Origin of the sequence: Methylothermaceae bacteria B42, from assembly GCA_001566965.1 — a bacterium.
Lineage (GTDB): Bacteria > Pseudomonadota > Gammaproteobacteria > Methylococcales > Methylothermaceae > Methylohalobius.
Genome location: LSNW01000002.1, coordinates 38,970 through 63,070, shown reverse-complemented (window position 1 = coordinate 63,070; position 24,101 = coordinate 38,970). Strand labels below are relative to the sequence as shown.

18 protein-coding genes and 1 pseudogene are annotated in these 24,101 nt (G+C 54.0%); all 19 read left to right on the top strand.

The genetic code is table 11. The features are described 5' to 3' along the window. The first annotated feature begins 30 nt into the window (after positions 1-30). The 19 genes and pseudogenes from AXA67_02750 (at position 31) to murG (ending at position 24,093) form a co-directional block, all read left to right on the top strand. Entirely contained in the window at positions 31-1,380 is a 1,350-nt protein-coding gene (locus tag AXA67_02750) for an MFS transporter (GenBank protein KXJ42055.1), read from the top strand. A gap of 106 nt (positions 1,381-1,486) precedes the next feature. Beyond that, positions 1,487-5,215 (top strand): nitrate reductase, encoded by a 3,729-nt coding sequence (gene narZ / locus AXA67_02745; GenBank protein KXJ42054.1) that lies wholly within the window; start codon positions 1,487-1,489, stop codon positions 5,213-5,215. Positions 5,216-5,218: 3 nt separating this feature from the next. Then, positions 5,219-6,721, top strand: coding sequence for a nitrate reductase (narH, locus tag AXA67_02740; protein KXJ42053.1), 1,503 nt, complete (start codon positions 5,219-5,221; stop codon positions 6,719-6,721). A 37-nt stretch (positions 6,722-6,758) separates the two neighbouring features. Then, positions 6,759-7,439 (top strand): hypothetical protein, encoded by a 681-nt coding sequence (locus tag AXA67_02735; GenBank protein KXJ42052.1) that lies wholly within the window; start codon positions 6,759-6,761, stop codon positions 7,437-7,439. Continuing rightward, positions 7,436-8,140, top strand: a complete 705-nt coding sequence (locus tag AXA67_02730) for a nitrate reductase (GenBank protein ID KXJ42051.1) — start codon at positions 7,436-7,438, stop codon at positions 8,138-8,140. The genes AXA67_02735 and AXA67_02730 overlap by 4 nt, the downstream gene beginning before the upstream one ends. Positions 8,141-8,153: 13 nt before the next feature. Beyond that, positions 8,154-9,356: a hypothetical protein gene (locus tag AXA67_02725; GenBank protein ID KXJ42050.1), complete on the top strand. Its 1,203-nt coding sequence runs from the start codon at positions 8,154-8,156 to the stop codon at positions 9,354-9,356. Positions 9,357-9,860: 504 nt separating this feature from the next. Further along, on the top strand, positions 9,861-10,892 hold the full coding sequence (locus AXA67_02720) for a hypothetical protein (protein KXJ42049.1): 1,032 nt from the start codon (positions 9,861-9,863) through the stop codon (positions 10,890-10,892). A 208-nt stretch (positions 10,893-11,100) separates the two neighbouring features. Then, complete coding sequence (locus AXA67_02715) at positions 11,101-12,045, top strand: hypothetical protein (GenBank protein ID KXJ42048.1); 945 nt, start codon at positions 11,101-11,103, stop codon at positions 12,043-12,045. A 139-nt stretch (positions 12,046-12,184) separates the two neighbouring features. Continuing rightward, positions 12,185-12,796 (top strand): hypothetical protein, encoded by a 612-nt coding sequence (locus AXA67_02710; GenBank protein ID KXJ42047.1) that lies wholly within the window; start codon positions 12,185-12,187, stop codon positions 12,794-12,796. 395 nt (positions 12,797-13,191) lie between these two features. Beyond that, positions 13,192-13,593 (top strand): annotated as a pseudogene (locus tag AXA67_02705) (hypothetical protein). A gap of 79 nt (positions 13,594-13,672) precedes the next feature. Then, a complete protein-coding gene (locus AXA67_02700) occupies positions 13,673-14,605 on the top strand; it encodes a ribosomal RNA small subunit methyltransferase H (protein ID KXJ42046.1) in 933 nt (310 codons plus the stop codon). Next, entirely contained in the window at positions 14,599-14,886 is a 288-nt protein-coding gene (locus tag AXA67_02695; GenBank protein KXJ42045.1) for a hypothetical protein, read from the top strand. The genes AXA67_02700 and AXA67_02695 overlap by 7 nt, the downstream gene beginning before the upstream one ends. Beyond that, a complete protein-coding gene (locus AXA67_02690) occupies positions 14,879-16,603 on the top strand; it encodes a hypothetical protein (protein ID KXJ42044.1) in 1,725 nt (574 codons plus the stop codon). Before AXA67_02695 ends, AXA67_02690 begins: the two co-directional genes overlap by 8 nt. Further along, positions 16,603-18,072 carry a hypothetical protein gene (locus AXA67_02685; GenBank protein ID KXJ42043.1) on the top strand — a complete coding sequence of 490 codons (1,470 nt, stop codon included), beginning with the start codon at positions 16,603-16,605 and terminating at the stop codon, positions 18,070-18,072. The genes AXA67_02690 and AXA67_02685 overlap by 1 nt, the downstream gene beginning before the upstream one ends. Next, on the top strand, positions 18,063-19,412 hold the full coding sequence (locus AXA67_02680; GenBank protein ID KXJ42042.1) for a hypothetical protein: 1,350 nt from the start codon (positions 18,063-18,065) through the stop codon (positions 19,410-19,412). The genes AXA67_02685 and AXA67_02680 overlap by 10 nt, the downstream gene beginning before the upstream one ends. 4 nt (positions 19,413-19,416) lie before the next feature. Then, positions 19,417-20,499 carry a phospho-N-acetylmuramoyl-pentapeptide-transferase gene (locus AXA67_02675; GenBank protein ID KXJ42041.1) on the top strand — a complete coding sequence of 361 codons (1,083 nt, stop codon included), beginning with the start codon at positions 19,417-19,419 and terminating at the stop codon, positions 20,497-20,499. A gap of 47 nt (positions 20,500-20,546) precedes the next feature. After that, on the top strand, positions 20,547-21,875 hold the full coding sequence (locus AXA67_02670; GenBank protein ID KXJ42040.1) for a hypothetical protein: 1,329 nt from the start codon (positions 20,547-20,549) through the stop codon (positions 21,873-21,875). Continuing rightward, the gene (locus AXA67_02665) at positions 21,875-23,041 is read left to right on the top strand and encodes a cell division protein FtsW (GenBank protein KXJ42039.1); all 1,167 of its coding nucleotides are present in this window, start codon (positions 21,875-21,877) and stop codon (positions 23,039-23,041) included. Before AXA67_02670 ends, AXA67_02665 begins: the two co-directional genes overlap by 1 nt. Further along, positions 23,023-24,093 (top strand): UDP-N-acetylglucosamine--N-acetylmuramyl-(pentapeptide) pyrophosphoryl-undecaprenol N-acetylglucosamine transferase, encoded by a 1,071-nt coding sequence (gene murG / locus AXA67_02660; GenBank protein KXJ42038.1) that lies wholly within the window; start codon positions 23,023-23,025, stop codon positions 24,091-24,093. The genes AXA67_02665 and murG overlap by 19 nt, the downstream gene beginning before the upstream one ends. Positions 24,094-24,101 lie beyond the last annotated feature (8 nt).

Below are 24,101 nucleotides of genomic sequence, written 5' to 3'. Positions count from 1 at the left end.
ATTAAACTTCTGGGAGAAGGGGGAAGCGCCATGCAAAAGATGGATTCTGATGTCCGCAAAAAACAGTTTCGCATTCTCGGAATAAACACCTTCGCTTTTGCGGTGTGTTTCGCCGTCTGGACCATCTTTTCCATTATCGGCCTGCCGATCAAGGAAAAACTGGGGTTAAGCGACAGCCAGTTCGGATTGTTGATCGCCACGCCGGTGTTGACCGGTTCCCTGAGCCGTATCTTCCTGGGGATCTGGGCCGACCAGTACGGGGGACGGATCGTTTATACCTTGCTCATGCTGGGCACTTCCGTGGCGGTGTGGCTCCTGGCTTCGGTGGAAAACTATTGGATGTTTCTGCTGGCCGCTCTGGGCACCGGCTTTGCCGGAGGCTCTTTTGCCGTCGGGGTCGCTTACGTGTCGCGCTGGTTCGAGCGTGAACGGCAAGGCACCGCCCTGGGGATTTTCGGCATTGGTAATGTGGGGGCGGCTTGCACCAACTTCTTTGCGCCTTTTTTGGTGCTGGCCATGGGCTGGGAGAATACAGCGCGGGTATATGCCTTGATGCTATTGGCCACCGCGGTTCTGTTTTGGCTGTTGACCGAAGACGATCCGGTGACTGCCGAGCGTAAAAAGCGGGGCGAGAAAGCCGCTTCCGCCTTTCTGCAGCTAGAGCCTTTGAAAAAACTCCAAGTTTGGCGTTTTTCTCTCTATTATTTTTTTGTCTTTGGGGGATTTGTCGCCTTGTCCCTCTGGCTACCCAGGTATTATGTTGGTGTTTATGGGTTGGATCTGAAGACCGCCGGTATGCTGGCCTCGGCCTATTCTTTCACCAGCCTGCTGCGCGCTGTCGGCGGTTGGTTGTCTGACAAATGGGGCGCGCGCCGGGTCATGTATATCTGCTTCATCGGCAGCGTGGCCTGCACCTTCTTCCTCTCCTACCCGGCCACCGATTATATCGTCCATGGCGTCGAGGGGCCGATCCGTTTCACCATCGCCATGCCCTTGTGGCTGTTCACCTTGATGACCATGGCGCTGGGGCTGTTCATGACCCTGGGGACCGCCGCTGTCTACAAGCATATCCCAGTCTATTATCCTGGCCACGTAGGCGCCGTCGGCGGTCTGGTGGGGATGATCGGCGGCCTCGGCGGTTTCGTCCTGCCCATTTGCTTCGGGGTGATGAACGACCTGATCAACGTTTGGACCAGTTGCTTCATGCTTATGTTCACGATCGTGTCGATTTCCCTGATCTGGATGCACCTGGCCATCCGCCGCATGGAAATGGCGGCTATGAAGGAAGAACTGAAGAAACTGCCAGAACTGCCGGAGATGGCGGAATTGCACCATATGAAGCTGGAACCCAAGGGCGACCAGCCTCAGATGTATCCTTGACCACATGCATGCTTTCACAGGCACCACAGGGGGCACAGAGAATGGTTTTCATACTCTGCGCCCTCCGCGTCTCCGCGGTGAAACCTATTAAATCAGGAGAACAACCATGAGCCGACTGCTTGACCGCCTCAATTTTTTTGTCAAGGCCAAAAAAGGCCGATTCGAATCCTTCGCCCACGGCCACGGCGTCACCACCGACGAGTCCCGAGACTGGGAAGAGGGTTACCGCAAGCGTTGGGCCCACGATAAAATCGTTCGTTCCACCCACGGGGTCAACTGTACCGGCTCGTGTTCGTGGAAGATTTACGTCAAGGGCGGCATCGTCACCTGGGAAACCCAGCAGACCGACTATCCCCGAACCCGCCCTGAACTGCCCAATCACGAACCCCGCGGCTGTCCCCGGGGCGCCAGTTACAGTTGGTATCTGTACTCGGCCCAGCGGGTCAAATATCCGCTGATCCGGGCCCAACTGCTGGAGCTGTGGCAGACGGCGAGAAAGGACAAGAACCCGGTGGAAGCCTGGGCCAGCATTGTCGAGGATTCTGGCAAGCGCAGTTCTTATACTTCCAAGCGTGGCCATGGGGGGTTCGTCCGTGCCGGTTGGGAAGAGGTCAACGAACTCATTGCCGCCGCCAACGCCTACACGGTGAAGAAATACGGTCCCGACCGTGTTGCCGGTTTCTCGCCGATTCCGGCGATGTCGATGGTTTCCTACGCCGCCGGTACCCGTTATCTGTCTCTGCTGGGCGGTGTCTGTCTGTCGTTTTATGACTGGTACTGTGATCTGCCGCCAGCCTCTCCCCAAACCTGGGGGGAACAGACCGACGTACCGGAAAGCGCTGACTGGTATAACGCTTCGTTCCTGATGATGTGGGGTTCCAACGTGCCCCAGACCCGCACCCCGGACGCCCATTTCATGACCGAGGCCCGTTATCGTGGCACCCAGGTGGCGGTGGTCAGCCCAGACTATAACGAAGCGGCCAAGTTTGCCGATGTCTGGCTCAATCCCAAACAAGGCACCGACGCCGCTTTGGGGCTGGCAATGGCCCATGTGATTTTCAAGGAATTCTATCTCGACCGCCAGGCTGAATATTTCCAAGGCTATGCCCGCCAGTACACCGACCTGCCCATGTTGGTCAAGCTGGTAGAGCAAGACGGTCAGTTGGTGCCGGACAGGCAACTGCGCTGCAGTGACTTCGACGGTAATCTGGGAGAGGAAAACAATCCCGAGTGGAAAACCGTCGCCATCGACGACGGTAGCGGTGAGATCATCGTCCCCCGCGGCGCCATTGGTTTCCGCTGGGGGGAGAACGGCAAGTGGAATCTGGAAGAAAAGGATAGCGCTGGCAATCCGGCCAAGCTTCGCCTGAGCAGCCTTAGACAACACGATGATGTGGTTGAAGTGGCCTTGCCTTATTTCGGTCCCCCTCTCCCTAACCCTCCCCCCGGCGGGGGGGGGGATGGGGGGGGGGCGATCCTCCACCACAAGGTGCCAGTGAAGAGGGTCCTCCTCAAGGATGGCGAGGAAGCCCTGGTGGCCACGGTATTTGATTTGATGGTGGCCAATCACGGGCTCGATCAAGGTTTGGGCGGTGAACATGTCGCCCAATCTTATGATGACCTGGAACCTTATACCCCGGCTTGGGCGGAAAAAATTACCGGGGTGCCGCGCGACCGCATCATCGCCGTCGCCCGCGCCTTTGCCGCCAACGCCGAGAAGACCCACGGCAAGTCCATGGTGATCCTGGGGGCCGGGATCAATCACTGGTACCACATGGACATGCACTACCGCGCCATCATCAACCTGCTGGTGCTGTGCGGCTGCATCGGTCAGGAAGGTGGTGGCTGGTCTCATTACGTGGGGCAAGAAAAGCTGCGTCCCCAGCCGGGTTGGCTGCCCTTGGCCTTCGCCCTCGACTGGGGCCGCCCGCCCCGGCACCAGAATAGCACCAGCTTCTGGTATCTGCACACCAACCAGTGGCGCTACGAAACCCTGGCTGCTTCCGAAATCCTCTCGCCCACCGCTCCCAAGGGTGATTGGCAGGATCTGGCCCTGGTGGACTACAACCTCAAGGCGGTACGCATGGGCTGGCTACCTTCGGCGCCGCAATTACAGGCTAATCCATTGGAAGTGGGAGCGGCCGCTGCTGAAAGCGGCCAGGCAGCCGGGGAATTTGTCGCTGGCAAGCTGAAAGCCAATGAATTGAAGCTGGCCTGGGAAGATCCCGACCACCCTGACAACTGGCCCCGTAACTTATTCGTGTGGCGCTCCAACCTGCTGGGCTCATCGAGCAAAGGCCACGAGTATTTTCTCCGTCATCTGCTCGGTACCCACCACGGGGTCAAGGGTGAGGAACTGGGTGGCATGCGCGACGAGATGGTCACCGCCAAAAAGCCCAAGGAAGTGGTCTGGCACGACCAGGCCCCGGCAGGCAAGCTGGATCTTTTGGTAACTCTGGACTTCCGCATGTCCACCACCTGCGTCTATTCCGATATCGTCCTACCCACCGCCAGTTGGTACGAGAAGCACGACCTCAACACCTCCGACATGCATCCCTTTATCCATCCACTGACCGCGGCGGTGGATCCGGTGTTCGAATCGCGCAGCGACTGGGAGATTTATAAGGGGTTGGCGAAAAAGTTTTCCGAACTGGCGCCGGAAGCAGGGCTGGGTGTGGAAAAAGATGTGGTGCTGGTACCCCAACTGCACGACAGTCCGGGAGAATTGGCCCAGGCGGAGGTGAGGGACTGGAAGCAAGGTGAATGTGACCCCATCCCTGGTAAAACCATGCCCGGCGTTGTGGTAGTGGAACGGGACTATCCCAGCGTCTACCAGCGCTTTACTGCCATTGGCCCCTTGATGGAAAAAGCGGGTAATGCCTGCAAGGGCATCGCTTGGGAGACCCAGGAAGAAATCGAATTCCTGCGCCAGCTTAACGGCGCCGACGGCGAAGGGCGGCCAAAAATAGATTCCGACATCGACGCCGCCGAGATGATTCTGACCTTGGCGCCGGAGACTAATGGACACGTGGCGGTGAAGGCCTGGTCCAAGCTGTCGCAAGTCACCGGCCGCGACCACACCCATCTGGCCAGGCCGCGGGAGGAGGAAAAGATACGCTTCCGGGATCTGGTGGCCCAGCCGCGCAAGATCATCACCTCTCCGGTGTGGTCGGGCATCGATTCGGAGGAAGTCTGCTACAACGCCGGCTATACCAACGTCCACGAGCTGATTCCCTGGCGCACCCTGTCGGGCCGCCAGCAGCTCTATCAGGATCACCTGTGGATGCGGGCCTTCGGCGAGGCGCTGTGCGTCTACAAGCCGCCCATTGACACCAAGACGATTCAGCCCATGCTGGAAGCGCGCGGCAAGGACGGGCATCTGGTGCTCAACTTCATCACCCCGCACCAGAAATGGGGCATTCACTCCACCTACACCGACAATCTCATCATGCTCACCCTGGCTCGCGGCGGGCCCATTGTCTGGCTCAACGAGCAAGATGCCGAGAAGGGCGGCATTGCCGACAATGACTGGGTCGAGGTATTTAATGCCAACGGCGCGCTGGTGGCGCGGGCGGTGGTGTCTCAACGGATCAGGCCGGGTACTTTATATATGTATCACGCTCAGGAGAAGATCATTAACACGCCGGGCTCGAAAGTCACCGGTTTTCGTGGCGGCATCCATAACTCGGTCACCCGCGCGGTGGTCAAGCCCACCCACATGATTGGCGGCTACGCCCAGCTGTCCTATGGATTCAACTACTATGGCACGGTCGGTTCCAATCGCGATGAGTTCGTCATCGTCCGCAAGACCGAAGCCGACTGGATGGAGGAATAAACAATGCGCATCAGAGCCCAGATCGGCATGGTCCTGAACCTCGACAAATGTATCGGCTGCCACACCTGTTCCGTCACCTGCAAGAATGTGTGGACCAGCCGCGAGGGCATGGAATATGCCTGGTTCAACAACGTAGAGAGCAAGCCCGGGGTCGGCTATCCGAAAGATTGGGAAAATCAGCGGCGCTGGAAAGGCGGCTGGGATCTAAAGAAGGGCAAGCTTAAGCCGCTGCAGGGGGGCAAGGGTCATTTGCTGGCCAAGATCTTCGCCAATCCCCATATGCCTGAAATCGACGATTATTATGAACCTTTCGACTACGATTACGAGCATTTGCAAAAAGCCAAGAATGTCAAGGCACACCCCACCGCCCGGCCGGTGTCGAAAATCACCGGCGAGAAAATGGAGAAAATCGAATGGGGCCCCAACTGGGAGGACGATGCCGGAGGCGCTTTCGAACAGCGCAGTCAAGATGCGAATTTCGAGGGGGTGGAAAAGGGTATCCTGGCGGCTTATGAAAACACCTTTATGATGTATCTGCCGCGCCTGTGCGAACACTGTCTCAACCCAACTTGCGTGGCTTCGTGTCCGTCAGGGGCCATCTACAAGCGCGAGGAAGACGGCATCGTCCTCATCGATCAGGACCGCTGCCGTGGCTGGCGCCTGTGTATCTCCGGTTGCCCCTACAAGAAAATCTATTTCAACTGGAAGAGCGGCAAGTCGGAAAAATGCGTGTTTTGTTTTCCACGCATCGAGGCGGGCGAGCCGACCATTTGTTCTGAAACCTGCGTCGGCCGCATCCGCTACCTGGGCGTGCTGCTGTACGACGCGGACCGCATCGATGAAGCCGCTTCCGTGGCGGACGAACAGGATCTGTATCAGGCCCAGCTCGATGTCTTCCTCGATCCCAATGATCCGGAAGTCATTGCCGCCGCCCGCGAACAAGGCATCCCGGAAAAATGGCTAGCCGCGGCGCAAAACTCGCCGGTCTATAAAATGGCTATGGAATGGAAAGTGGCCTTTCCACTTCATCCCGAATACCGCACCCTCCCCATGGTCTGGTATGTGCCACCGCTATCCCCGGTGCAAGGCACTGCCAAGGGACTGGGTTTGATTGGCGCCGATGGCGAAATTCCCAAGGTGGAAGATCTGCGTATCCCGGTGCAATACCTGGCCAACCTGCTCACCGCCGGCAAAGAGGCACCCATCGTTCAGGCTTTGGAGCGGATGCTGGCGCTGCGTTCCTTCATGCGTAGCCGAACTGTCGATGGCGTTACCAACGAAGCCGTTGCCCGGCAGGTAGACTTGAGTGTCGCTCAAATTGAGGAGATGTATCAGGTCATGGCCATCGCCAACTACGAAGACCGCTTCGTCATCCCCTCCACCCACCGGGAACAGGTGGAGGATGCCTATGAACTCAAGAATGCCTGTGGCTTCTCATTTGGCGGTTGCGGCTTATTTGAGGCAGGGAAAACTCACCGCAGAGGCGCGGAGGACGCAGAGTTATGAGCAAGAATTTTCTCTGCAGTGAATTGAGGAAAATCCAATGAAAACCCTTCAGGCTTTATCGGTCTTGTTGCACTATCCGAGCACCGAACTCCAACAAAGCGTCGGCGATATTCGCCAAGTGCTTGCCAACGAAGAACTGGTAGCTCAGGAAAGCCTGGGACCGCTACTTAGGCAATTGGCCGAGGACGATCTTCTGACACTCCAGGCCCGCTATGTGGATTTATTCGACCGCACGCCGCGTTTGTCGTTATATCTTTTTGAACACGTCCACGGCGACAGCCGTGACCGTGGGCAGGCGATGGTGGATCTACTCCAGCTTTATCAAAAACATGGGCTGGAAATCGATACCAGCGAGCTACCGGACTATCTACCCTTGTTTCTGGAGTTCCTCGCTACGTTACCACTGCCCGAAGCCCGATCATTACTGGGGGAAACCGCACACATCCTGGCGGCGCTACAGCAACGATTGGAAGAACGTGAAAGTCACTATGCGGCAGTGATTTCCGCACTATTGACTCTATCACAAGCCGAAGTCAGTCCCGAAGCCGTGTCGGCCCTGCGGGAACTGCCTGATGCGGCCCCCGAGATGCTTGACCAACAATGGGAAGAAGCGCCGGTAACCTTTGGCCCTGAGTGTCATCAGGTAAGTCTGGCCGAACAACCCATTGTCATTGACCGTCACCGCCTCAATAAACCGACAATCAAAGGTGCATCATGAGTACATGGTTTAATTATTTATTACTGGGAGTTTATCCCTATGTTGCCCTGAGCGTTCTCATCATCGGCTCCATTCTGCGCTATGAATGCGCCCCGTACAGTTGGCGGGCCGGCTCCAGCCAATTACTGCGGCGCAAGCAGTTGATTCTAGGCTCGATTCTTTTCCATATCGGAGTGCTGATTGTATTTTTCGGTCATTTAATAGGCATGCTCACCCCGATTCAGGTATTTCACTGGATTGGCATCGAGGCGGGCACCAAACAGATCATGGCCATTGTGGTCGGCGGCATCGCCGGTGTCATTTCCCTGGCCGGCGCGGTAATTTTGCTGCATCGCCGCCTGACGGATTCCCGTATCCGTGCCACCACCAGCTTTGCGGATTTAGCCATTTTGATTCTCCTGACCGTGCAACTGACCCTGGGGCTTTTGACCATCCCTGTCTCCTTGGGTCACCTGGATGGCGGCGAAATGGTCAAGTTCATGGCTTGGGCGCTGGGTATTTTTACCTTCGATTCCCAGGCCTGGACTTACGTGGCAGATGCCGCTTCTATTTTCAAACTGCACATATTCTTGGGATTAACCTTGTTTCTGGTGTTTCCTTTCACTCGCCTGGTTCATATGCTTTCGGTACCGGTTTATTATCTGCTGCGGCCCGGTTACCAATTGGTGCGCAGCCGTAAACCTTTAAAACCTCTAGCATGACATGGAGTACTGCATGAAAAAAATACCAGCCGCCGTTGCCTTAGCCTTGAGTCTTGGTTCCGTCCAAGCGGAGGACCTGCTGAAACCGGTTGCCGACGCCTTGCAAGGAGAGTGGGGCCAGATCAAGACGGACATCCGCTACCGCTACGAATATGTGGATCCAGAAGGCAAAACCGAAGAAGCCCACGCTTCCACCATGCGCCTGCGGCTGGGCTATCTGACGCCCAAATTCAAAGGGTTGCAGGGTTATGTGGAGATGGAAGGTAATTGGGAATTGGGTCTGGACCGCTACAACAGCATCCGCAACCGCCGCCCTTACGCCGTTGTCGCCGATCCCCAGGAAACCGAGCTCAACCAGGGCTGGGTGAGTTATACCGTCACGGAAGGCGTCACCATCAAGGCCGGCCGCCAACGGATCATCCACGATGACCACCGCTTCATCGGCAATGTAGGTTGGCGTCAACTGGAGCAAACCTACGATGCGGTCACGATACACAACGAACTGCTGCCCGACGCGGTAATTGAGGCTGCCTTCATCTGGCGGGTACAAAATATCCTGTCGCGCACCATCGACATGACCTCGCCACTCCTCCACATCACCTACACCGGGCTGCCCTTCGGCAAAATCAGCGCCTATGGTTACTGGCTCGATTATGACGACCGCAAAGACAGTGCCAATTTCACCCTTTCGACCCAAACCTACGGCATCCGCTTCGACGGCAAGCACGCCCTCACCGACTGGCTCGACGGGCTATATCATCTGGAATATGCTCATCAGATGGATTACCAGCGCAATCCCAACGATTTTTCAACCGATTACTACCGCTTTATGGCCGGACTATCAGCTTACGGAATCACCATCAAGGGCGCGGTGGAAAACCTGACCGCCGATAACAACGTCGGCTTCGCCATGCCACTGGCCACGCTCCATGCCTTCCAGGGTTGGGCCGACAAATTTCTGAAAACCCCTGAAAATGGTGTGCGTGACGTGTACGCCACCGTGGCCGTCAAATTATGGGGCACCAAACTGATGGGGGTCTATCACGACTTCCAGGATGAGAACGGCGACGAGCGGTACGGCGAGGAATACGACGCCCTGCTGACCCGCAAATTCGGCCAACATTTCAGCGTCCTGTTGAAATACGCTTACTACAACGCCAAAGGCTTCTCCACTGACACGCAAAAGGTCTGGGGTCAGGTGGCAATGCATTTTTGATCTTCAAAAAAATGCCTTGTTGAGGCGCAGATAAAGTCTTTGAGTGATTTTGTCTTTTCGACTATAGCAAGAAATCGTATTTCCACTATTCACAGCTTTAGCCTGCGCCAGCTTTAAACTCGCTCACCCACCTGCTGGCCGCATGCAGTGGCACCACTACCGACTGGAACGTTACTAACTCGCTGGTTTTCTCTTGGCTTCAGCGTGGTTCGTCGCTTGCGCGGGCAATTACATATTACCCTCGCCAATTCGGCCTTCCACGTGCCCCGCCAACAATTCTTCCATCTTCTGATGGATTAGGTGTGTCCGGTTTCAGCAGCTCAGTAAGAGGGTCAACATCAGCTTCTCGACCTGCCAGTTCATTCACGCTATTCTTGTTCATGGCGGAGGGTCCCCTCATGGTTGTTTTGGTGTGTCTCAACAACAAATCAAACAGATTCGCCACTTCTTTTCAGCTTCTCAAACGCCGGGTTTAGTTATTACCAAGAATTTAAGGAGAAGAATATGAAGGTTTTATTTGTGGCGTTATTTGCCTTTTTGAATTTCACGTTAACTGCATCAGCATTGCCTTACTCTGATGTTTATATCATAGGGGATAGCCTTTCCGATCAAGGTAATCTCTTTTTTGCAACCAGGCAGCTAACCGGTCAAGGCATTCCCGCCGATGACCATTATTTCGAGGGGCGGTTCTCGAATGGGAAAATCTATGGGGATTATTTGGCGGAGATGCTGGGTTTGGAGATAAAACCCTCGTCCGTAGGCGGAACAAATTTCGCTTATGGAGGGGTGCGCACTGATTACAATTCAGTGGAAAATGATGGAACTAAACCCTTGCCAGTGCGGCATGGCGGATCTTTGCCGAAAGGCGCTTTTCCTTGGACACTACGCTTGGAAACCAAGGCTTTTGAGGAAAGGAACATAACTGATTCCAATGCCTTGTATATTGTGTTCAGTGGTTCCAATGATGTAGGAGATCTTATTGGCCCTACATTGAATCGGGTGATAGATCCTTCGAAGTTTATTGCCAATTCAGTCAAGGGTATTCAGGAGACCGTGCAGGCGTTCATTGATGCGGGTGCAAATGACGTTTTGGTGCCGAATATCCCCGATTTGGGTTCTGTGCCGCTTGTTTTTAGACAAAACCCGCCTGGGTCAACCGTTGTGTCAGATACAGCAACGAAGTTGGCGAAAAGCTACAATGCTGCGCTTGATCAAATGCTAAATGGCTTTGCTGCCGTTAACATTATCCGTTTCGATACCTTTTCTTTCGTGGATAAAATCATCCAAAATCCAGAGAATTTTGGTTTTGATAATGCAACTGATCCATGCTACACGGGCTTTGTTGCTCCCGATGATGGTACAAATACCGTTTGTGATTCACCTGAAAAATATGTGTTTTGGGATGCTGAACATCCAACCACAGCGCTACATCAACTGTTGGCCGATAAGATGCTGAAAGCCATTCCAGAACCGAGTATCCTGCTGCTTTTTGTTATCGGACTGCTTCCCTTTGCAGTCTATCAAAAAAAGAGTTGAATTCGGGCGGAGCGATGACATTACCAGGATGGTTTTTTATCTGCTTGTAACCGGTAAATAGTGGTTTTGCTAATGGTGGGGCCTTTTTCTCGATACAAAATTCTATCCTTGGTGAAAATAAAAGATTATTGTAATGTGTAAAGTTTGATCATCTTCTTTATGGATATTGTAAGTAGATTGTAAGAGTACAAATGGATGGGTCAAGAATATGAGTGACAATACGGGGAGTAAAAGCAGTCGTGAAGATTTTGCCGATCAACTCAAAGAGGCTGTGCGTAAGCGCAAAGGGGAAAAAGAGCTGATTCCGCCGGCGGGAATTCGCCGGGGAGAGCGTTGGGAAACTTTGTCTGAAGATATGGAGGATGAGTTCCTGGCTTTGGCGGTGGATAAAGAAAAAGCCGAGGAATACCAGCGCTCATCGCCTCCCAAAAAACAGAAAACACAGACTTCAATACTCAAGGATTGGATAGAGAAAGAAAGAAATTTAGTGTTAGCCTCGCTTCTCATGGGAGGAGTGGCTGTTTTGTTGGTCGGGGTCTTAACTATTTTGGTCTATCGGCAAAACCACGAGATTGAACAGTTGGCAAAGCAATTGAGGACGCTAAGTGGGCAACAACCAGTGGCCACTCAACCGGCTGATTTTGCTGCATTGAGTATGGAAGTTGAGCAGCTACAGGGGCGTATTCAAGGGCTGGAGTCTCAAGTTTCTAACTCAGGAATATCTGGTGCCGCCAATGCTAATAAAATGGATCAAAAGATAATAGACGAGTTGAAGGAGCAAGTTTCTGCCTACGGTAATCGTTTGGTGGCGCTTGAGAAGCGGGTGACCAGGCTTAAAAATTTACCAGGACAGCGTACTGTCCCGGTTGGGGAAAAGGTTCAGCTTGCCAAAAAGCCGCTCATAGAAAAACCTGCGTCGGTGGGTCCTTGGTATATTAATCTAGCGTCTTTGACTAGCAGGGATGCTGCTGAAAAACTATTGGCAGCCTATCGACAAAAAGGTGTCAATGCCAAATTGCAGGAGGTTGCCGTGAAAGATAAACATTGGTATCGACTGAGAATGGGGCCATTCTCCAATCAAAACGACGCGGATCGCAATGCAGAGAGAATCAAGCGCCTTTTGCAAGTAAAAGAAGTGTGGGTGACCCATTGAGAGTACTTCGCCCGCAAATCCGGAGGTAAATTGGCGGGGAGAAGTGGTTTAGGGTCTGAAATCTCATCCATTTGATATTTCTAGATTCCACTGAATACAGGGTAAGAATTGTAATGTGTGCAGGGCTTAGTGTGTATTGATGACAAAAGTGTTAGACAGAAAGCAGTTTTTACAGCTCGCCACCGTTTTCGAGGGTGGGTTGGTGATCCTGGCCTATGGGTTGGGATGGCTGGTTGACATTGATCCGCTGGAAACGCTGCACTTTAGTTCCAATGCCGTTGCGATGGGGTTGTTAGGAACCATCCCCTTGCTTCTTTTTTTTGCGTTTTCGTACCGCTTGCAAGTGCCTCAGCTGGAACATATCAAGCGCATGCTGATAGAAACCCTTGGCCCTTATTTGAGTGCATGCCGGTGGTATGAATTGATTTATGTTGCTTTTCTGGCGGGGTTTTGTGAAGAGGTTTTGTTCAGAGGCGTCTTGCAGCCTTGGATGGAGACGTTATGGGGGTGGTGGCCAGCACTATTGGTAAGCAATATTTTGTTTGGCCTTGCCCATTCAGTGACGGTTCTATATACCGTATTGGCGATGCTTACCGGCATGTATTTGGGCTGGATGCTGGATGCGGCCGGTGAGCGAAACTTGCTGGTGCCCATGTTGGTTCATGGCCTGTACGATTTTGTGGCATTTTATATGGTCGTGGTGATGTATCGCTCTGGGCAGAATTCCGCAGGAGATGGTGATTCTCGGTAATAAGCTTTTATGTTAGGGGCATTTGGTCTTTGAGGGCGCTTTGCGGTTACCCTTTCCTGGATTTCGCTTGCTTGGTGTAATTTTTTTGTCCGTTAGTTTTGCGGATTTTAGTTGGTTTTAACAGATTGTCGAAATATCCTACAAATCTCAGATTCCTCTGAGATTTTTCAACTCCCTCCCACCTTGTATTATTTAACTTATTGTTTTTAATGAGCTTTTTAGTTCATTAGAGAATTGGGCGTATGTTGCTTTTGAGCAATAATTTGTCGTTCAAAAGCAAATACTTAGAAAACTTAAATAAGGCTTGACTTGCTCAGATTTGCTCCCTTATAGTTGCCTTAAGGGTGGTTTGGAGTTGAGTGGTTGTGGTAAGAGTGTGGGTTGGGGAGTGATTTTTGTTTTCGGGGATTCATTCGCTTAATTTAGACAGCAAAGGACGCATTGCAATTCCCAGTTGTTACCGAGAAAAGCTGCTCGAGGTATGTGGCGGCCGTGTGGTGACAACGGGTAATAATGACCAGCGTTGCCTGTTGTTGTTTGCAAAGCCTCATTGGGAAGAATTCAATGCCTTTTTGCTGGGATTACCCCCCTTTGATCGGGAAACCCGGGAGTTGCATCGTATATTCCTCGGGCATGCTTTTGATGGCCAAATGGATCCACAGGGACGGTTGTTGATTAACCCGGAGCTGCGGAAATTTGCCAATCTGGAAAAGGAAGTTGTCATCGTGGGGGTAGGAAGGAAGTTCGAGATATGGGAACCGGGAGCATGGAGTGCTTACCGCAACGTTTGCCTTGAGGGGGGCGGGTTGAAAGCATCGAGTGAAACTGTGCATCAAGCGCTAAATTCTGCGCCTTTTTGATTTATTGAAATAGACAATGGACGCTATGGTACATCAGCCTGTTTTGCTGGAGGAAGCGCTGACAGGTTTGGCAATTCAAGAGGCAGGACATTACATTGATTGCACCTTTGGCCGCGGCGGTCATAGCCGCGCTATATTGCAGCGCCTAGGGACGGAGGGCCGCTTGTTGGCGCTGGACAAGGATCCCCAAGCGGTGGGGTCGCCACAGGCAATCGCATTATCTTCGGATCCGCGTTTTATTTTGGAACAAAGCGATTTCTCGCAATTGAAAGAAATAGTCTCTCAATGCGGTTGGGTGGGAAAAGTACAAGGCATTTTGATGGACTTGGGGGTTTCTTCGCCCCAGTTGGATGATCCGCAGCGGGGGTTTTCTTTTCTTCAAGAGGGGCCTCTCGATATGCGCATGAACCCTAATGTAGGTGCGAGCGCGGCAGATTGGCTGATAACTGTTGGGGAAAAAGAGCTTGCAGATGTGATTTATCGCTATGGAGAGGAGCGCTATTCCCGGCGAATTGCCAGGGCTATCGTGGAGCAAAGAAAAAAGACACCATTGACCAGTACCCGGCAGCTGGCGGAGTTAATTGAACGGGCGGTGCCGAGAAAGGACAAATTCAAGCATCCGGCTACCCGTACCTTTCAGGCGATTCGTATTTTTATTAATCGGGAACTGGAATCATTGGAAAAAGGCTTGGCGCAAGCGGTGGAAGTGCTGGCTCCTGGCGGCAGGCTGGCGGTAATTTCGTTTCATTCGCTGGAAGACCGGATTGTTAAACAATTTTTCCGTTTGGAATCTCGTGGCCGGCCGCTTCCAAAAGGACTGCCGGTTCCCGACTCCGAAACAGCATTGCGGTTGAAGTTGTTGGGCAAGAAGCGACCCGATAAAACAGAAGTGGCGGCGAATCCCAGGGCCCGAAGCGCGATTTTGCGAATTGCTGAAAGGTTATGTTAAAGCGGTTGGGCGTGATTGGCGGGCTGCTTTTGGCGTTGATGGGGTCGTCGGTGGCGATGGTGCATAGCAAATATACCAATCGGTTGCTGTTCAATCACATTCAACGCTTGCAGAAACAAATCGAACATCTGGATGTGGAGTGGGAACAGTTGTTGATTGAAGAACACGCCCTGACCGACCATAGCCGGGTGGAGGCTTTGGCCCGTTCCCGTTTGAAAATGAAAATGCCCAGTGCCGATGAAATTACTTATCTCAATGTGCCGGTGAAAGGCCATGAATGAAATAGCTTCTCCCACACCCGCGGTATCTCCCTGGCGCCGTTTTGCAGTAATCAGCTGTATAGTCCTGTCATTTGTTGGGCTGTCAGTACGGGCTTTTTATCTGCAAGTCCTGGCGGGGGATTTCTATCAGGAAAAGGGAAAGCGGCAGCAGGTCAGGGAAGTAAAAATTCCCGCGCACCGCGGTATGTTGCTGGATCGCAACGGGACACCTTTGGCTATCAGCGCTCCGGTCCATGCGGTTTGCGTGAATCCCAGGGAGTTTCAAGCCAGTCCCGGGCAAATCAGGCAATTGGCGAAGTATCTTGGCCAGTCTTCAAAAAAATTGGAAAAAAATATCCAGCGCCACCGTAACCGGGGCTTTCTCTATTTAAAACGCCAACTGGCGCCTTCCGTTGCAGAGAAAATTGATGCGCTGGATATTAAAGGCGTGTTTTTGCAAAGTGAGTTTCGCCGCTATTACCCTGCGGGGGAAGTGACTGCTCATCTGCTCGGGTTTACCGATATCGATCAGCGGGGGCAGGAAGGACTGGAAAAGTGGTTTGATCCCCAGTTGCAGGGAATTCCGGGTCTTAAAAGAGTATTACGGGACCGCCGCGCCCGTGCTATTGAAGATATTGATCTGATACGCCCTCCCCGTCCGGGAAAAGACATCCACCTCAGCTTGGATGCCCGGCTTCAATACTGGGTCTATCGAGTGCTGAAGCAAACGGTGAAATCTCATCACGCCAAGGGAGGCTCGGTAGTGATGCTGGATGCCCGCACCGGCGAAGTATTGGCGCTGGCCAATCAGCCAGAGTTTAATCCCAATGCCCGGGGGTCCTTGCGTCCCGCGCGTTTCCGCAATCGCGCCATTGTGGACGTGTTTGAACCGGGTTCCACCATGAAGCCCATTGCCATCGCCTGTGCGTTGAAGGCTGGGGTAGTGCGGCCCGGTTTTAGGGTAGATACCAGCCCGGGACATATTAGAGTGGGACGGCACTGGGTGCGGGATCATAAAAACGAAGGGCCGTTGGATCTGGCCGGGATTCTGCATAAATCCAGCAATGTGGGGATTACCAAAGTGACGCTACGGTTGACCCCCAAGGGCTTTTCTTCTTGTTTGCAAGGCTTTGGCTTCGGCCGCATGGCGGGCGTGGATTTCCCCGGAGAAGCCAAGGGTGTCTTGACTGATTATCGGGGGTGGGGGCAGTTTGAACAAGCGACCCTGGCATTTGGCTATGGGCTGTCGGTTTCGGCGCTTCAATTGGCCCGGGCATATACCGTGTTTGCCGATAGGGGGCGTTTACACAGCGTCAGCCTGACTCCACGGGTGGTTGATGACAAGGTGTCGGCGGTGATGCCCGCCACCATAGCAAACCTGGTTCGAACCATGCTCGAGGGTGTCGTCAGCGAAGCGGGCACCGCCAGGCGGGCTCAAATTCCTGGATACCGGGTAGCGGGAAAAACCGGCACGGTTAGAAAGGCGATCCCCGGCGGATATGCCAAGGACCGGTATCTATCGTTATTTGTGGGAATGGCGCCCGCCAGCGCGCCGCGCCTGGTGCTGGCTGTCATCATTGACGAACCCCAAGGTAAACGTTATTACGGCGGAGAAGTGGCAGCGCCCGCTTTTGCCCGCATCATGGGCGCCGCACTGAGGCTGATGGGGATAGCGCCCGATCGTCCTGCGGCTGAAGATACCATTTTAGTCCGTCGCGGCGATGGGGAGATGGGTTGATGGGCGCAGCGGTACCCTTGAATCGGTTGTTGAAAGATTTTGTCTCTGTAGCCGAGAGTGTGCCCATTACAGGCCTGACCGAGGATAGTGGCCGGATTCAGCCAGGGATGGCGTTTTTTGCCTTGGCGGGGGCGAAAAGGCACGGTTTGAGTTTTGCTTTGGAAGCGCAAGCGAAAGGGGCTTCGGTCATCATCTATGAACCAGAAGGGGGCGATATTCCAAAAGGCGCATCGATTCCATGCATTCCTGTCCCGAGGTTGCGGGAAAAACTGGGAGAAATCGCCAGTCGTTTCTATGGCAACCCCTCTGAATCGTTGGAAATCATCGGTATAACCGGCACCAATGGCAAGACTTCCTGCAGTTTTTATCTGGCGCAAGCATTGGAAGATTGCGCCGTGATGGGGACTTTGGGATGGGGGCGGCCAGATCAGTTGCAACCGAGCCAACATACCACGCCACCGGCGCTTGAACTCCAGCGCCGCTTGGCGTTTTTCAAGGAAAATGGCGTCAATGCCGTGGCCATGGAGGTTTCATCCCACGCTTTGTCGCAAGGACGGGTCAACGGCGTAAAGGTGGATCAAGCTATTTGGACTAACCTCAGCCGTGATCATCTGGATTACCATGGGACATTGGAGGATTACCTGGCCGCCAAACAAAAAATGCTGGCAGTGCCTGGTCTGTCGGTGGCAGTCATCAATGTGGATGACCCGGCATTTTCCACCTTCCCGCAAAAAACACCAATAGGGGTGGATTTGTGGGGGTTCAGCGTGGCGGGGAAATCGGCGGAATTTCCTGTGGTGCGGGCAACAGAAATTGACTTTTTGCCTACCCACATCCGATTTCTCGCCACCTTTGAATCCGAGCAGGCACTGGTATCGGCACCTTTATTGGGAGAATTCAATCTGGCCAACCTTCTGGCGGTTTTAACCTTGCTGAGGGCTCAAGGTATTTCACTGACGGAAGGCGCCCGGCGTGTGCAAAAGATCCAGCCAGTGCCTGGCCGCATGGAATGTTTTGGGGGAGGGGACGCCCCGCTTGTGGTAGTGGATTATGCCCACACACCAGCAGCTTTGGGAACGGCCCTGAAAAGTTTGAGACGGCATTGCCAGGGAAATTTGTGGTTGGTGTTTGGTTGCGGGGGCGAGCGGGATCGTGGCAAGCGCCCGGAAATGGGGCAAGTCGCCGAGCGTTATGCCGATCAAGTGATAGTGACCGATGACAATCCCAGGGGAGAGAGCGAAGACCAAATCATAGCCGATATTCTCACTGGCATGGTTTCCAAACCTTTAGTCATTCGTGACCGGGCACAAGCTATTTCCCAAGCCATAACCCAAGCAACGCCAAAGGATGTCATTCTCGTGGCCGGCAAGGGGCATGAAGATTATCAGGAAGTCAACGGCCAGCGCTTGGCATTCAGCGATCAAGTTGTGGTGCGGCAATTGATTCGTGGAGAAGCGGCATGCGTTTGAGTCATATCGCCAAGCCATTACAAGGGAAAATGCTGGGGACAGACGCCGAGTTTGACGGCGTGGCCACCGATACCCGCCAGCCAATGCCGGGCAAATTGTTCATCGCCTTGCAGGGCCCGCGTTTTGACGGTCATGACTATCTCGCCCAGGCCCAAGCCCAAGGCGCCGCCGCGGCACTGGTGAGCAAGCCAGTTCCAGGTCATTTGCCCCAACTGCAAGTGGCCGATACCCGCCTGGGTTTGGGGCGGCTGGCCAAGTGGTGGCGCGAGCATCATTTTTCCGGCACTTTGATTGGCGTGACTGGCAGCAACGGCAAGACCACCGTCAAGGAGATGCTTTTTTCCGTACTCGGCGGCGAGCCTTCAGTGCTCAAAACCGCCGGCAATTTCAATAATGACATCGGCGTGCCTTTGACGCTGCTGCGTTTGTCTCCCCGGCATCGTTTCGCGGTGATCGAAATGGGCGCCAATCATGCTGGGGAAATTGCCTATTGCGCTGGCTTGGCCAAGCCGGATATCGCGTTGATCACCAATGCTGGTCCCGCCCATCTGGAAGGATTCGGGTCTATCGAGGGGGTGGCGAAGGCCAAGGGTGAGCTGATTTCGTCGTTGCCCAATTCAGGCATCGCCGTTCTCAACGCCGATGACCACTATTTTCCCTATTGGAAAGAGCTTGCCGGTTCTCGCGGGGTAGTGAGTTTCGGCAGGGACAAACCGGCCCAGGTTCGGGCATTGTCCGTAGCGCCGCTGGAGTTTTCCCAAGGGCGGTTTCACAACCGGTTTGTTGCTGAAATTATGGGAGAGCGGTTAGGTTTAGAATTACCCCTTGCTGGACAGCATAACGTTAGTAATGCCTTGGCCGTCATTGCGGTAGCCAAAGCCGCCGGTATTGAGGACGATCAAATCCGGACCGGGTTGGCGGAGATAACTCCATTCCCTGGCCGCTTGCATCCCCTGAAAGGAAAACGGGAGAGCTGGCTGCTGGACGATTCCTATAATGCGAATCCCGCCTCTTTTGAAGCCGGGTTGGAAGCCTTGTCGGCGTTGTCGGGCGAGCCCTGGGTGATCCTGGGGGCGTTTGGGGAATTGGGACCGGATTCTGAAACTTGGCACGCCAAAGCAGGCGGCGCGGCCAAAGCGCGGGGAATCAGGCGTTTATTCGCAGTGGGTGAGCCGTGTCAGGCGGCGGTGAAGGCTTTTGGCGGCGGGGGGCAGTATTTTGATTGTCAAGAGGCGCTGGCGGAAACCGTTGCCGCCCAACTGCATCCTAAGGCCCGGATATTAATTAAAGGCTCGCGCAGCCAGCATCTTGAACGGACAGTGGAGGCCCTCAAGGCGTAATCGCATGCTCTATTGGTTAACGCAACATTTGGCGGAGATTTACGGCCCTTTCCGGGTCTTCCAGTATTTGACCCTGCGGGCGATTCTGGGGGTGTTGACCGCGCTGCTGATTGCTTTTCTTGTGGGGCCGGCAATGATCCGCCGCCTGAGCCGTTATAACCTGGGACAACCCATTCGTGACGACGGTCCTGAAAGCCACTTCAGCAAGGCGGGCACGCCCACCATGGGCGGGTTGCTCATTCTTGTGGCGATCGCCGCGGCGACTTTATTGTGGTCAGACTTGCACAACCGCTTTGTTTGGGTGGTGTTAATTATCACCTTGGCCTATGGTGTGATTGGTTTTGTGGATGACTATAAAAAACTGGTGCTGAAAAATCCCCGCGGCATCAGCGCCAAACAGAAGTTGTTCTGGCAATTGCTGGTGGCGTTGGGGACTGGGTGGTTCCTCTACCGCAATGCTCATGTGCCGGAGGAAACCTTATATATCGTTCCTTTTTTCAAGGAGATCGTGCTGAATTTTGGCTGGGGCTACATCCCTTTGACTTGTCTTGTCATTGTGGGGACCAGTAACGCTGTCAACCTCACCGACGGGCTGGATGGTTTGGCGATTCTGCCCACCGTGCTGGTGGGTGGCGCTCTGGGGGTGTTCGCCTATGTTTCCGGCAATATCAATTTCGCTTCCTATCTGGCGGTGCCTTATATCCCCGGTGTGGGGGAGCTGGTGGTTTTTTGCGGTGCCCTGGTGGGCGCGGGTCTCGGATTCTTGTGGTTCAACGCTTATCCCGCTCAGGTGTTTATGGGGGATATCGGTGCGTTGGCGTTGGGAGGGGCACTGGGAACATTGGCAGTGCTGGTGCGCCAGGAAATTGTATTAATGATTATGGGGGGGGTGTTTGTGATGGAAACCGTTTCGGTCATCCTGCAAGTAGCTTCATTCAAACTCACGGGCAAACGGATCTTCCGCATGGCGCCGCTTCATCATCACTTCGAGCTCAAGGGGTGGCCGGAACCCCGGGTAATCATACGGTTTTGGATTATTACCGTCATCCTCGTGTTAATCGGTCTGGCGACCTTGAAGCTGAGGTGAAACCCATGGCAGCGGTATTGCAAGTTCAGAGTCAAAGCAGGGGAGTGATGTTAGGTACGGGCGATAAAGTAGCAGTGGTTGGTTTGGGAAAAACCGGTCTGTCGGCCTTACGTTTTCTGCACCGGGCTGGCATTGAATGTTTGGCGGTGGATACCCGCGATGCGCCGCCTGGGCTCGAGGAAGCCAAGTCACTGGCAGGGGTTCCTGTTTTCACTGGGGGGTTGCGTTCGGATATGTTGGCCTGGGCGACCCATTTGCTGGTAAGCCCGGGTATCGGTTTGGATCAACCCGACGTTCGCGCTGCCTTGGAACGGGGCGCGGGTTTGATAAGCGATATCGATCTGTTTGCCCAGGCAGTCACAGCTCCCGTCATTGCTGTGACTGGCTCCAACGGCAAGAGTACAGTCACTACCCTGGTTACGGAAATGGCGACCCAGGCTGGCATCAAGGCCAAGGCGGGAGGGAACTTGGGAACGCCGGTTTTGGATATGGTGGCGGAAGATTGTGGTTTGTACGTGGTGGAGCTGTCCAGTTTTCAATTGGAACGCACCCGCAAACTGCGTCCGCAAGTGGGCGCGATTTTGAATATCAGTCCCGATCACCTGGATCGTTATGAAAGTCTGGCAGACTATGCCGCGGTCAAGGGGCGTTTATTTGAGCTGAGTAAAATTTGTGTCGCCAATGGCGATGATTCTCGGGTACAAAATCTGGCCAAAAAGTCAGGATGTCACCAGGTACTAAATTTCGGAGTTGAGTCCGGTTTTGTGGATTTTGGTTTGCAGGTGTATGAAGGGGAAACCTGGCTGACCTTTCACGAGCAAAAACTCATTCCTGGGTCGGAAGTTGCCTTGCAAGGCCGCCATAATCTTGCCAACGCCTTGGCGGCGTTAGCATTGGGAGAAGCTGCCGGCATTCCCATGCCGGCAAGGCTGAAGGCCTTGCGCCAATTCCAGGGTCTGCCCCACCGGATGCAAAAAGTGGCGGAAAGCGGGGGCGTGGTCTGGATTAACGATTCCAAAGGTACCAACGTGGGAGCGACGGTTGCCGCTATCACGGGGCTGCCTGGACCGGTTATTTTATTGGCCGGTGGTGAAGGGAAGGGTGCGGATTTTACCCCCCTGTCCCCGGTGGCAAAAAACAAGGTGAAGATAGCCATATTATTTGGCCACGATAAAGGAAAGTTGCAGGAGACATTGGCTGACGCCACGGAGACCATTCTGGTCGAAGACTTGGATGAGGCGGTGACGATTGCCCGGCAAAAGGCAACGCCGGGAGATACCGTTTTATTATCCCCCGCCTGCGCCAGCCAGGATCAATTTAACAACTACGAGGACCGCGGCAACCGGTTTATCGAACTAGTGAGGTCCTTTGCGTGATGGCAGTACCTGCTTGGGAAATACCGGTAGGAAAGCGTTACGCGCTGGATGCCCTGTTGCTATCGGCAGTACTTTTATTATTGGTGTTTGGCTATGTCATGATGACGTCGGCTTCCTTGCACTTGCATTCCGATGGTTTTTATTACGCCAAGCGCCAACTGATCCATATATTGCTCGGGTTGATGGCGGGGGGCGCAGTGATGAGCGTTCCTTCGGAACTTTGGCTTAAAGCTGGCCCGCTATTGTTATTGATCGGGTTTCTGTTGTTGGTGGCGGTGTTGATCCCTCATCTTGGCGTCTCTGTGAATGGCAGCACCCGTTGGTTGCATGTGGGTGGTATCCGGATTCAAGTTTCTGAATTGTACAAGTGGATGGCCATTGTTTATATGGCCGGATACGGGGTTCGTCATGGACAGGCATTGAGAACGACGGCAATTGGCGCCTTGAAACCTTTGGCTTTGTTGGGAATAGGGGCAGCGCTGTTGTTGCTGGAGCCGGATTTTGGGGCCACTGTGATTTTGATGGCCACCGCGGTAGGGATGATTTTTCTGGCAGGCGCGCCTTTGCTGCCCTTGCTTGGATTGTTAACCGCGCTGATAGGGGCCGGGGTGGGTTTGGTGATGTTCAAATCCTACCGCCTGGAGCGTATTGTAGGATTTTTACACCCTTGGGAACATGCGCAAGATTCGGCTTACCAGTTGTTTCAGGCCTTGATTGCTTTTGCCCGGGGCGGCTGGTTTGGCGCGGGCTTGGGCAACAGCGTGCAAAAAATGTTTTATTTGCCGGAAGGACATACGGATTTCCTGCTGGCGGTGATTGGCGAGGAACTGGGCTGGATAGGGGTCACTCTGGTGATTACCGCCTATGGCGTTTTGCTGTGGCGGATTTTTGTGGTGGCCAAACTGGCGGATTCCGCCGGTCTTACCTTTGGTGCCCTGTTGGTTTATGGCGTTGGCCTGTGGCTGGGTTTGCAGGCCATTATCAATATGGGGGTCAACCTTGGCGTGCTTCCCACGAAGGGTTTAACGCTGCCGTTGATGAGTTACGGCGGCGGCAGTTTAGTGGTGGATTGCATGGCTTTGGGTGCTGTATTGCGGGTCTATGCGGAAGCCCGTGACCGGCAGGCATCACAACCTAAGAGAAAAGCATGGCGCGCAAGATCATGATTTTAGCTGGGGGAACCGGAGGGCATGTGTTTCCAGCCTTGGCGGTCGCCAACTGGCTTCGGGAACAGGGCCATGAGGTCAGTTGGATGGGCACCCATAAAGGGATGGAAGCGAAAGTGGTGCCCGCCGCTGGCTTCAAAATGCACTGGCTGACGGTCAGCGGACTGCGGGGCAAAGGATGGCAGGCCGCATTAATCGCGCCCTGGATGTTAGGCCGGGCTTTATGGCAAGCGAAAAAGCACCTTCAACAGCAAAACCCCGATGTGGTATTGGGATTGGGAGGCTTTGTGGCCGGGCCCGGCGGCATCATGGCTCGCTGGTTGAAGATTCCTTTGGTGATTCACGAACAGAACCAGGTACCGGGTACCACCAATCGTTGGTTGGCCCGGGGTGCCAAGCGGATATTGGAAGCTTTCCCGGAAACCTTTGCCGATCAGTACAAACCCTGTTGGACCGGCAATCCCTTGCGTTCCGAAATCCAAAAACTAAGCAAGCAAGCGCGGCAGATTCATCAACCGTTACACCTCCTGGTTCTTGGTGGAAGCCAAGGCGCCAAGATTCTGAATGAAACAGTGCCGCAAGCTTTGGCAGGGTATGAAGGTCAAATCGAGGTATGGCATCAATCAGGGGAAAAGATGCAATTGGAAGTGGCTGAAAAATACCGGCAAGCGGGCCTGAAAGCGCGGGTAGAGGCGTTTATTGACGATATGGCAAAAGCCTATGAGTGGGCGGACCTGGTCATTTGCCGGTCGGGGGCAATGACTATCAGTGAATTGGCGGCCGCGGGTCTCGGCGCCATTCTAGTCCCTTATCCCTATGCCATCGACAATCATCAATCCCGCAATGCTGAGTACCTGGCGTGGCGAGGGGCCGCCAGGTTGCTCCCGCAGTCAGAACTGTCCCCGCTTAGGTTACGCCGGGAAATGCAAGAATTGATTCAACAGCCTGAAAAACTGCTATCGATGGCCCAGGCCGCGCGGCAGATGGCGCGTTTGGATGCCACGGAAACCGTGGCAAGAATATGTCTGGAGGAAGCCAGCCATGGTACCTAAATTTAAAG

Excerpts from the sequence above, each read along its gene's own strand:
- AXA67_02750 (KXJ42055.1), top strand. The coding sequence starts at position 31 with ATGCAAAAGATGGATTCTGATGTCCGCAAAAAACAGTTTCGCATTCTC.
- narH (KXJ42053.1), top strand. The coding sequence starts at position 5,219 with ATGCGCATCAGAGCCCAGATCGGCATGGTCCTGAACCTCGACAAATGT.
- AXA67_02675 (KXJ42041.1), top strand. The coding sequence starts at position 19,417 with ATGCTCTATTGGTTAACGCAACATTTGGCGGAGATTTACGGCCCTTTC.
- AXA67_02700 (KXJ42046.1), top strand. The coding sequence starts at position 13,673 with ATGGACGCTATGGTACATCAGCCTGTTTTGCTGGAGGAAGCGCTGACA.
- AXA67_02725 (KXJ42050.1), top strand. The coding sequence starts at position 8,154 with ATGAAAAAAATACCAGCCGCCGTTGCCTTAGCCTTGAGTCTTGGTTCC.
- AXA67_02735 (KXJ42052.1), top strand. The coding sequence starts at position 6,759 with ATGAAAACCCTTCAGGCTTTATCGGTCTTGTTGCACTATCCGAGCACC.
- narZ (KXJ42054.1), top strand. The coding sequence starts at position 1,487 with ATGAGCCGACTGCTTGACCGCCTCAATTTTTTTGTCAAGGCCAAAAAA.
- murG (KXJ42038.1), top strand. The coding sequence starts at position 23,023 with ATGGCGCGCAAGATCATGATTTTAGCTGGGGGAACCGGAGGGCATGTG.
- AXA67_02690 (KXJ42044.1), top strand. The coding sequence starts at position 14,879 with ATGAATGAAATAGCTTCTCCCACACCCGCGGTATCTCCCTGGCGCCGT.
- AXA67_02695 (KXJ42045.1), top strand. The coding sequence starts at position 14,599 with ATGTTAAAGCGGTTGGGCGTGATTGGCGGGCTGCTTTTGGCGTTGATG.
- AXA67_02710 (KXJ42047.1), top strand. The coding sequence starts at position 12,185 with ATGACAAAAGTGTTAGACAGAAAGCAGTTTTTACAGCTCGCCACCGTT.
- AXA67_02665 (KXJ42039.1), top strand. The coding sequence starts at position 21,875 with ATGGCAGTACCTGCTTGGGAAATACCGGTAGGAAAGCGTTACGCGCTG.
- AXA67_02730 (KXJ42051.1), top strand. The coding sequence starts at position 7,436 with ATGAGTACATGGTTTAATTATTTATTACTGGGAGTTTATCCCTATGTT.
- AXA67_02680 (KXJ42042.1), top strand. The coding sequence starts at position 18,063 with ATGCGTTTGAGTCATATCGCCAAGCCATTACAAGGGAAAATGCTGGGG.
- AXA67_02670 (KXJ42040.1), top strand. The coding sequence starts at position 20,547 with ATGTTAGGTACGGGCGATAAAGTAGCAGTGGTTGGTTTGGGAAAAACC.
- AXA67_02715 (KXJ42048.1), top strand. The coding sequence starts at position 11,101 with ATGAGTGACAATACGGGGAGTAAAAGCAGTCGTGAAGATTTTGCCGAT.
- AXA67_02720 (KXJ42049.1), top strand. The coding sequence starts at position 9,861 with ATGAAGGTTTTATTTGTGGCGTTATTTGCCTTTTTGAATTTCACGTTA.
- AXA67_02685 (KXJ42043.1), top strand. The coding sequence starts at position 16,603 with ATGGGCGCAGCGGTACCCTTGAATCGGTTGTTGAAAGATTTTGTCTCT.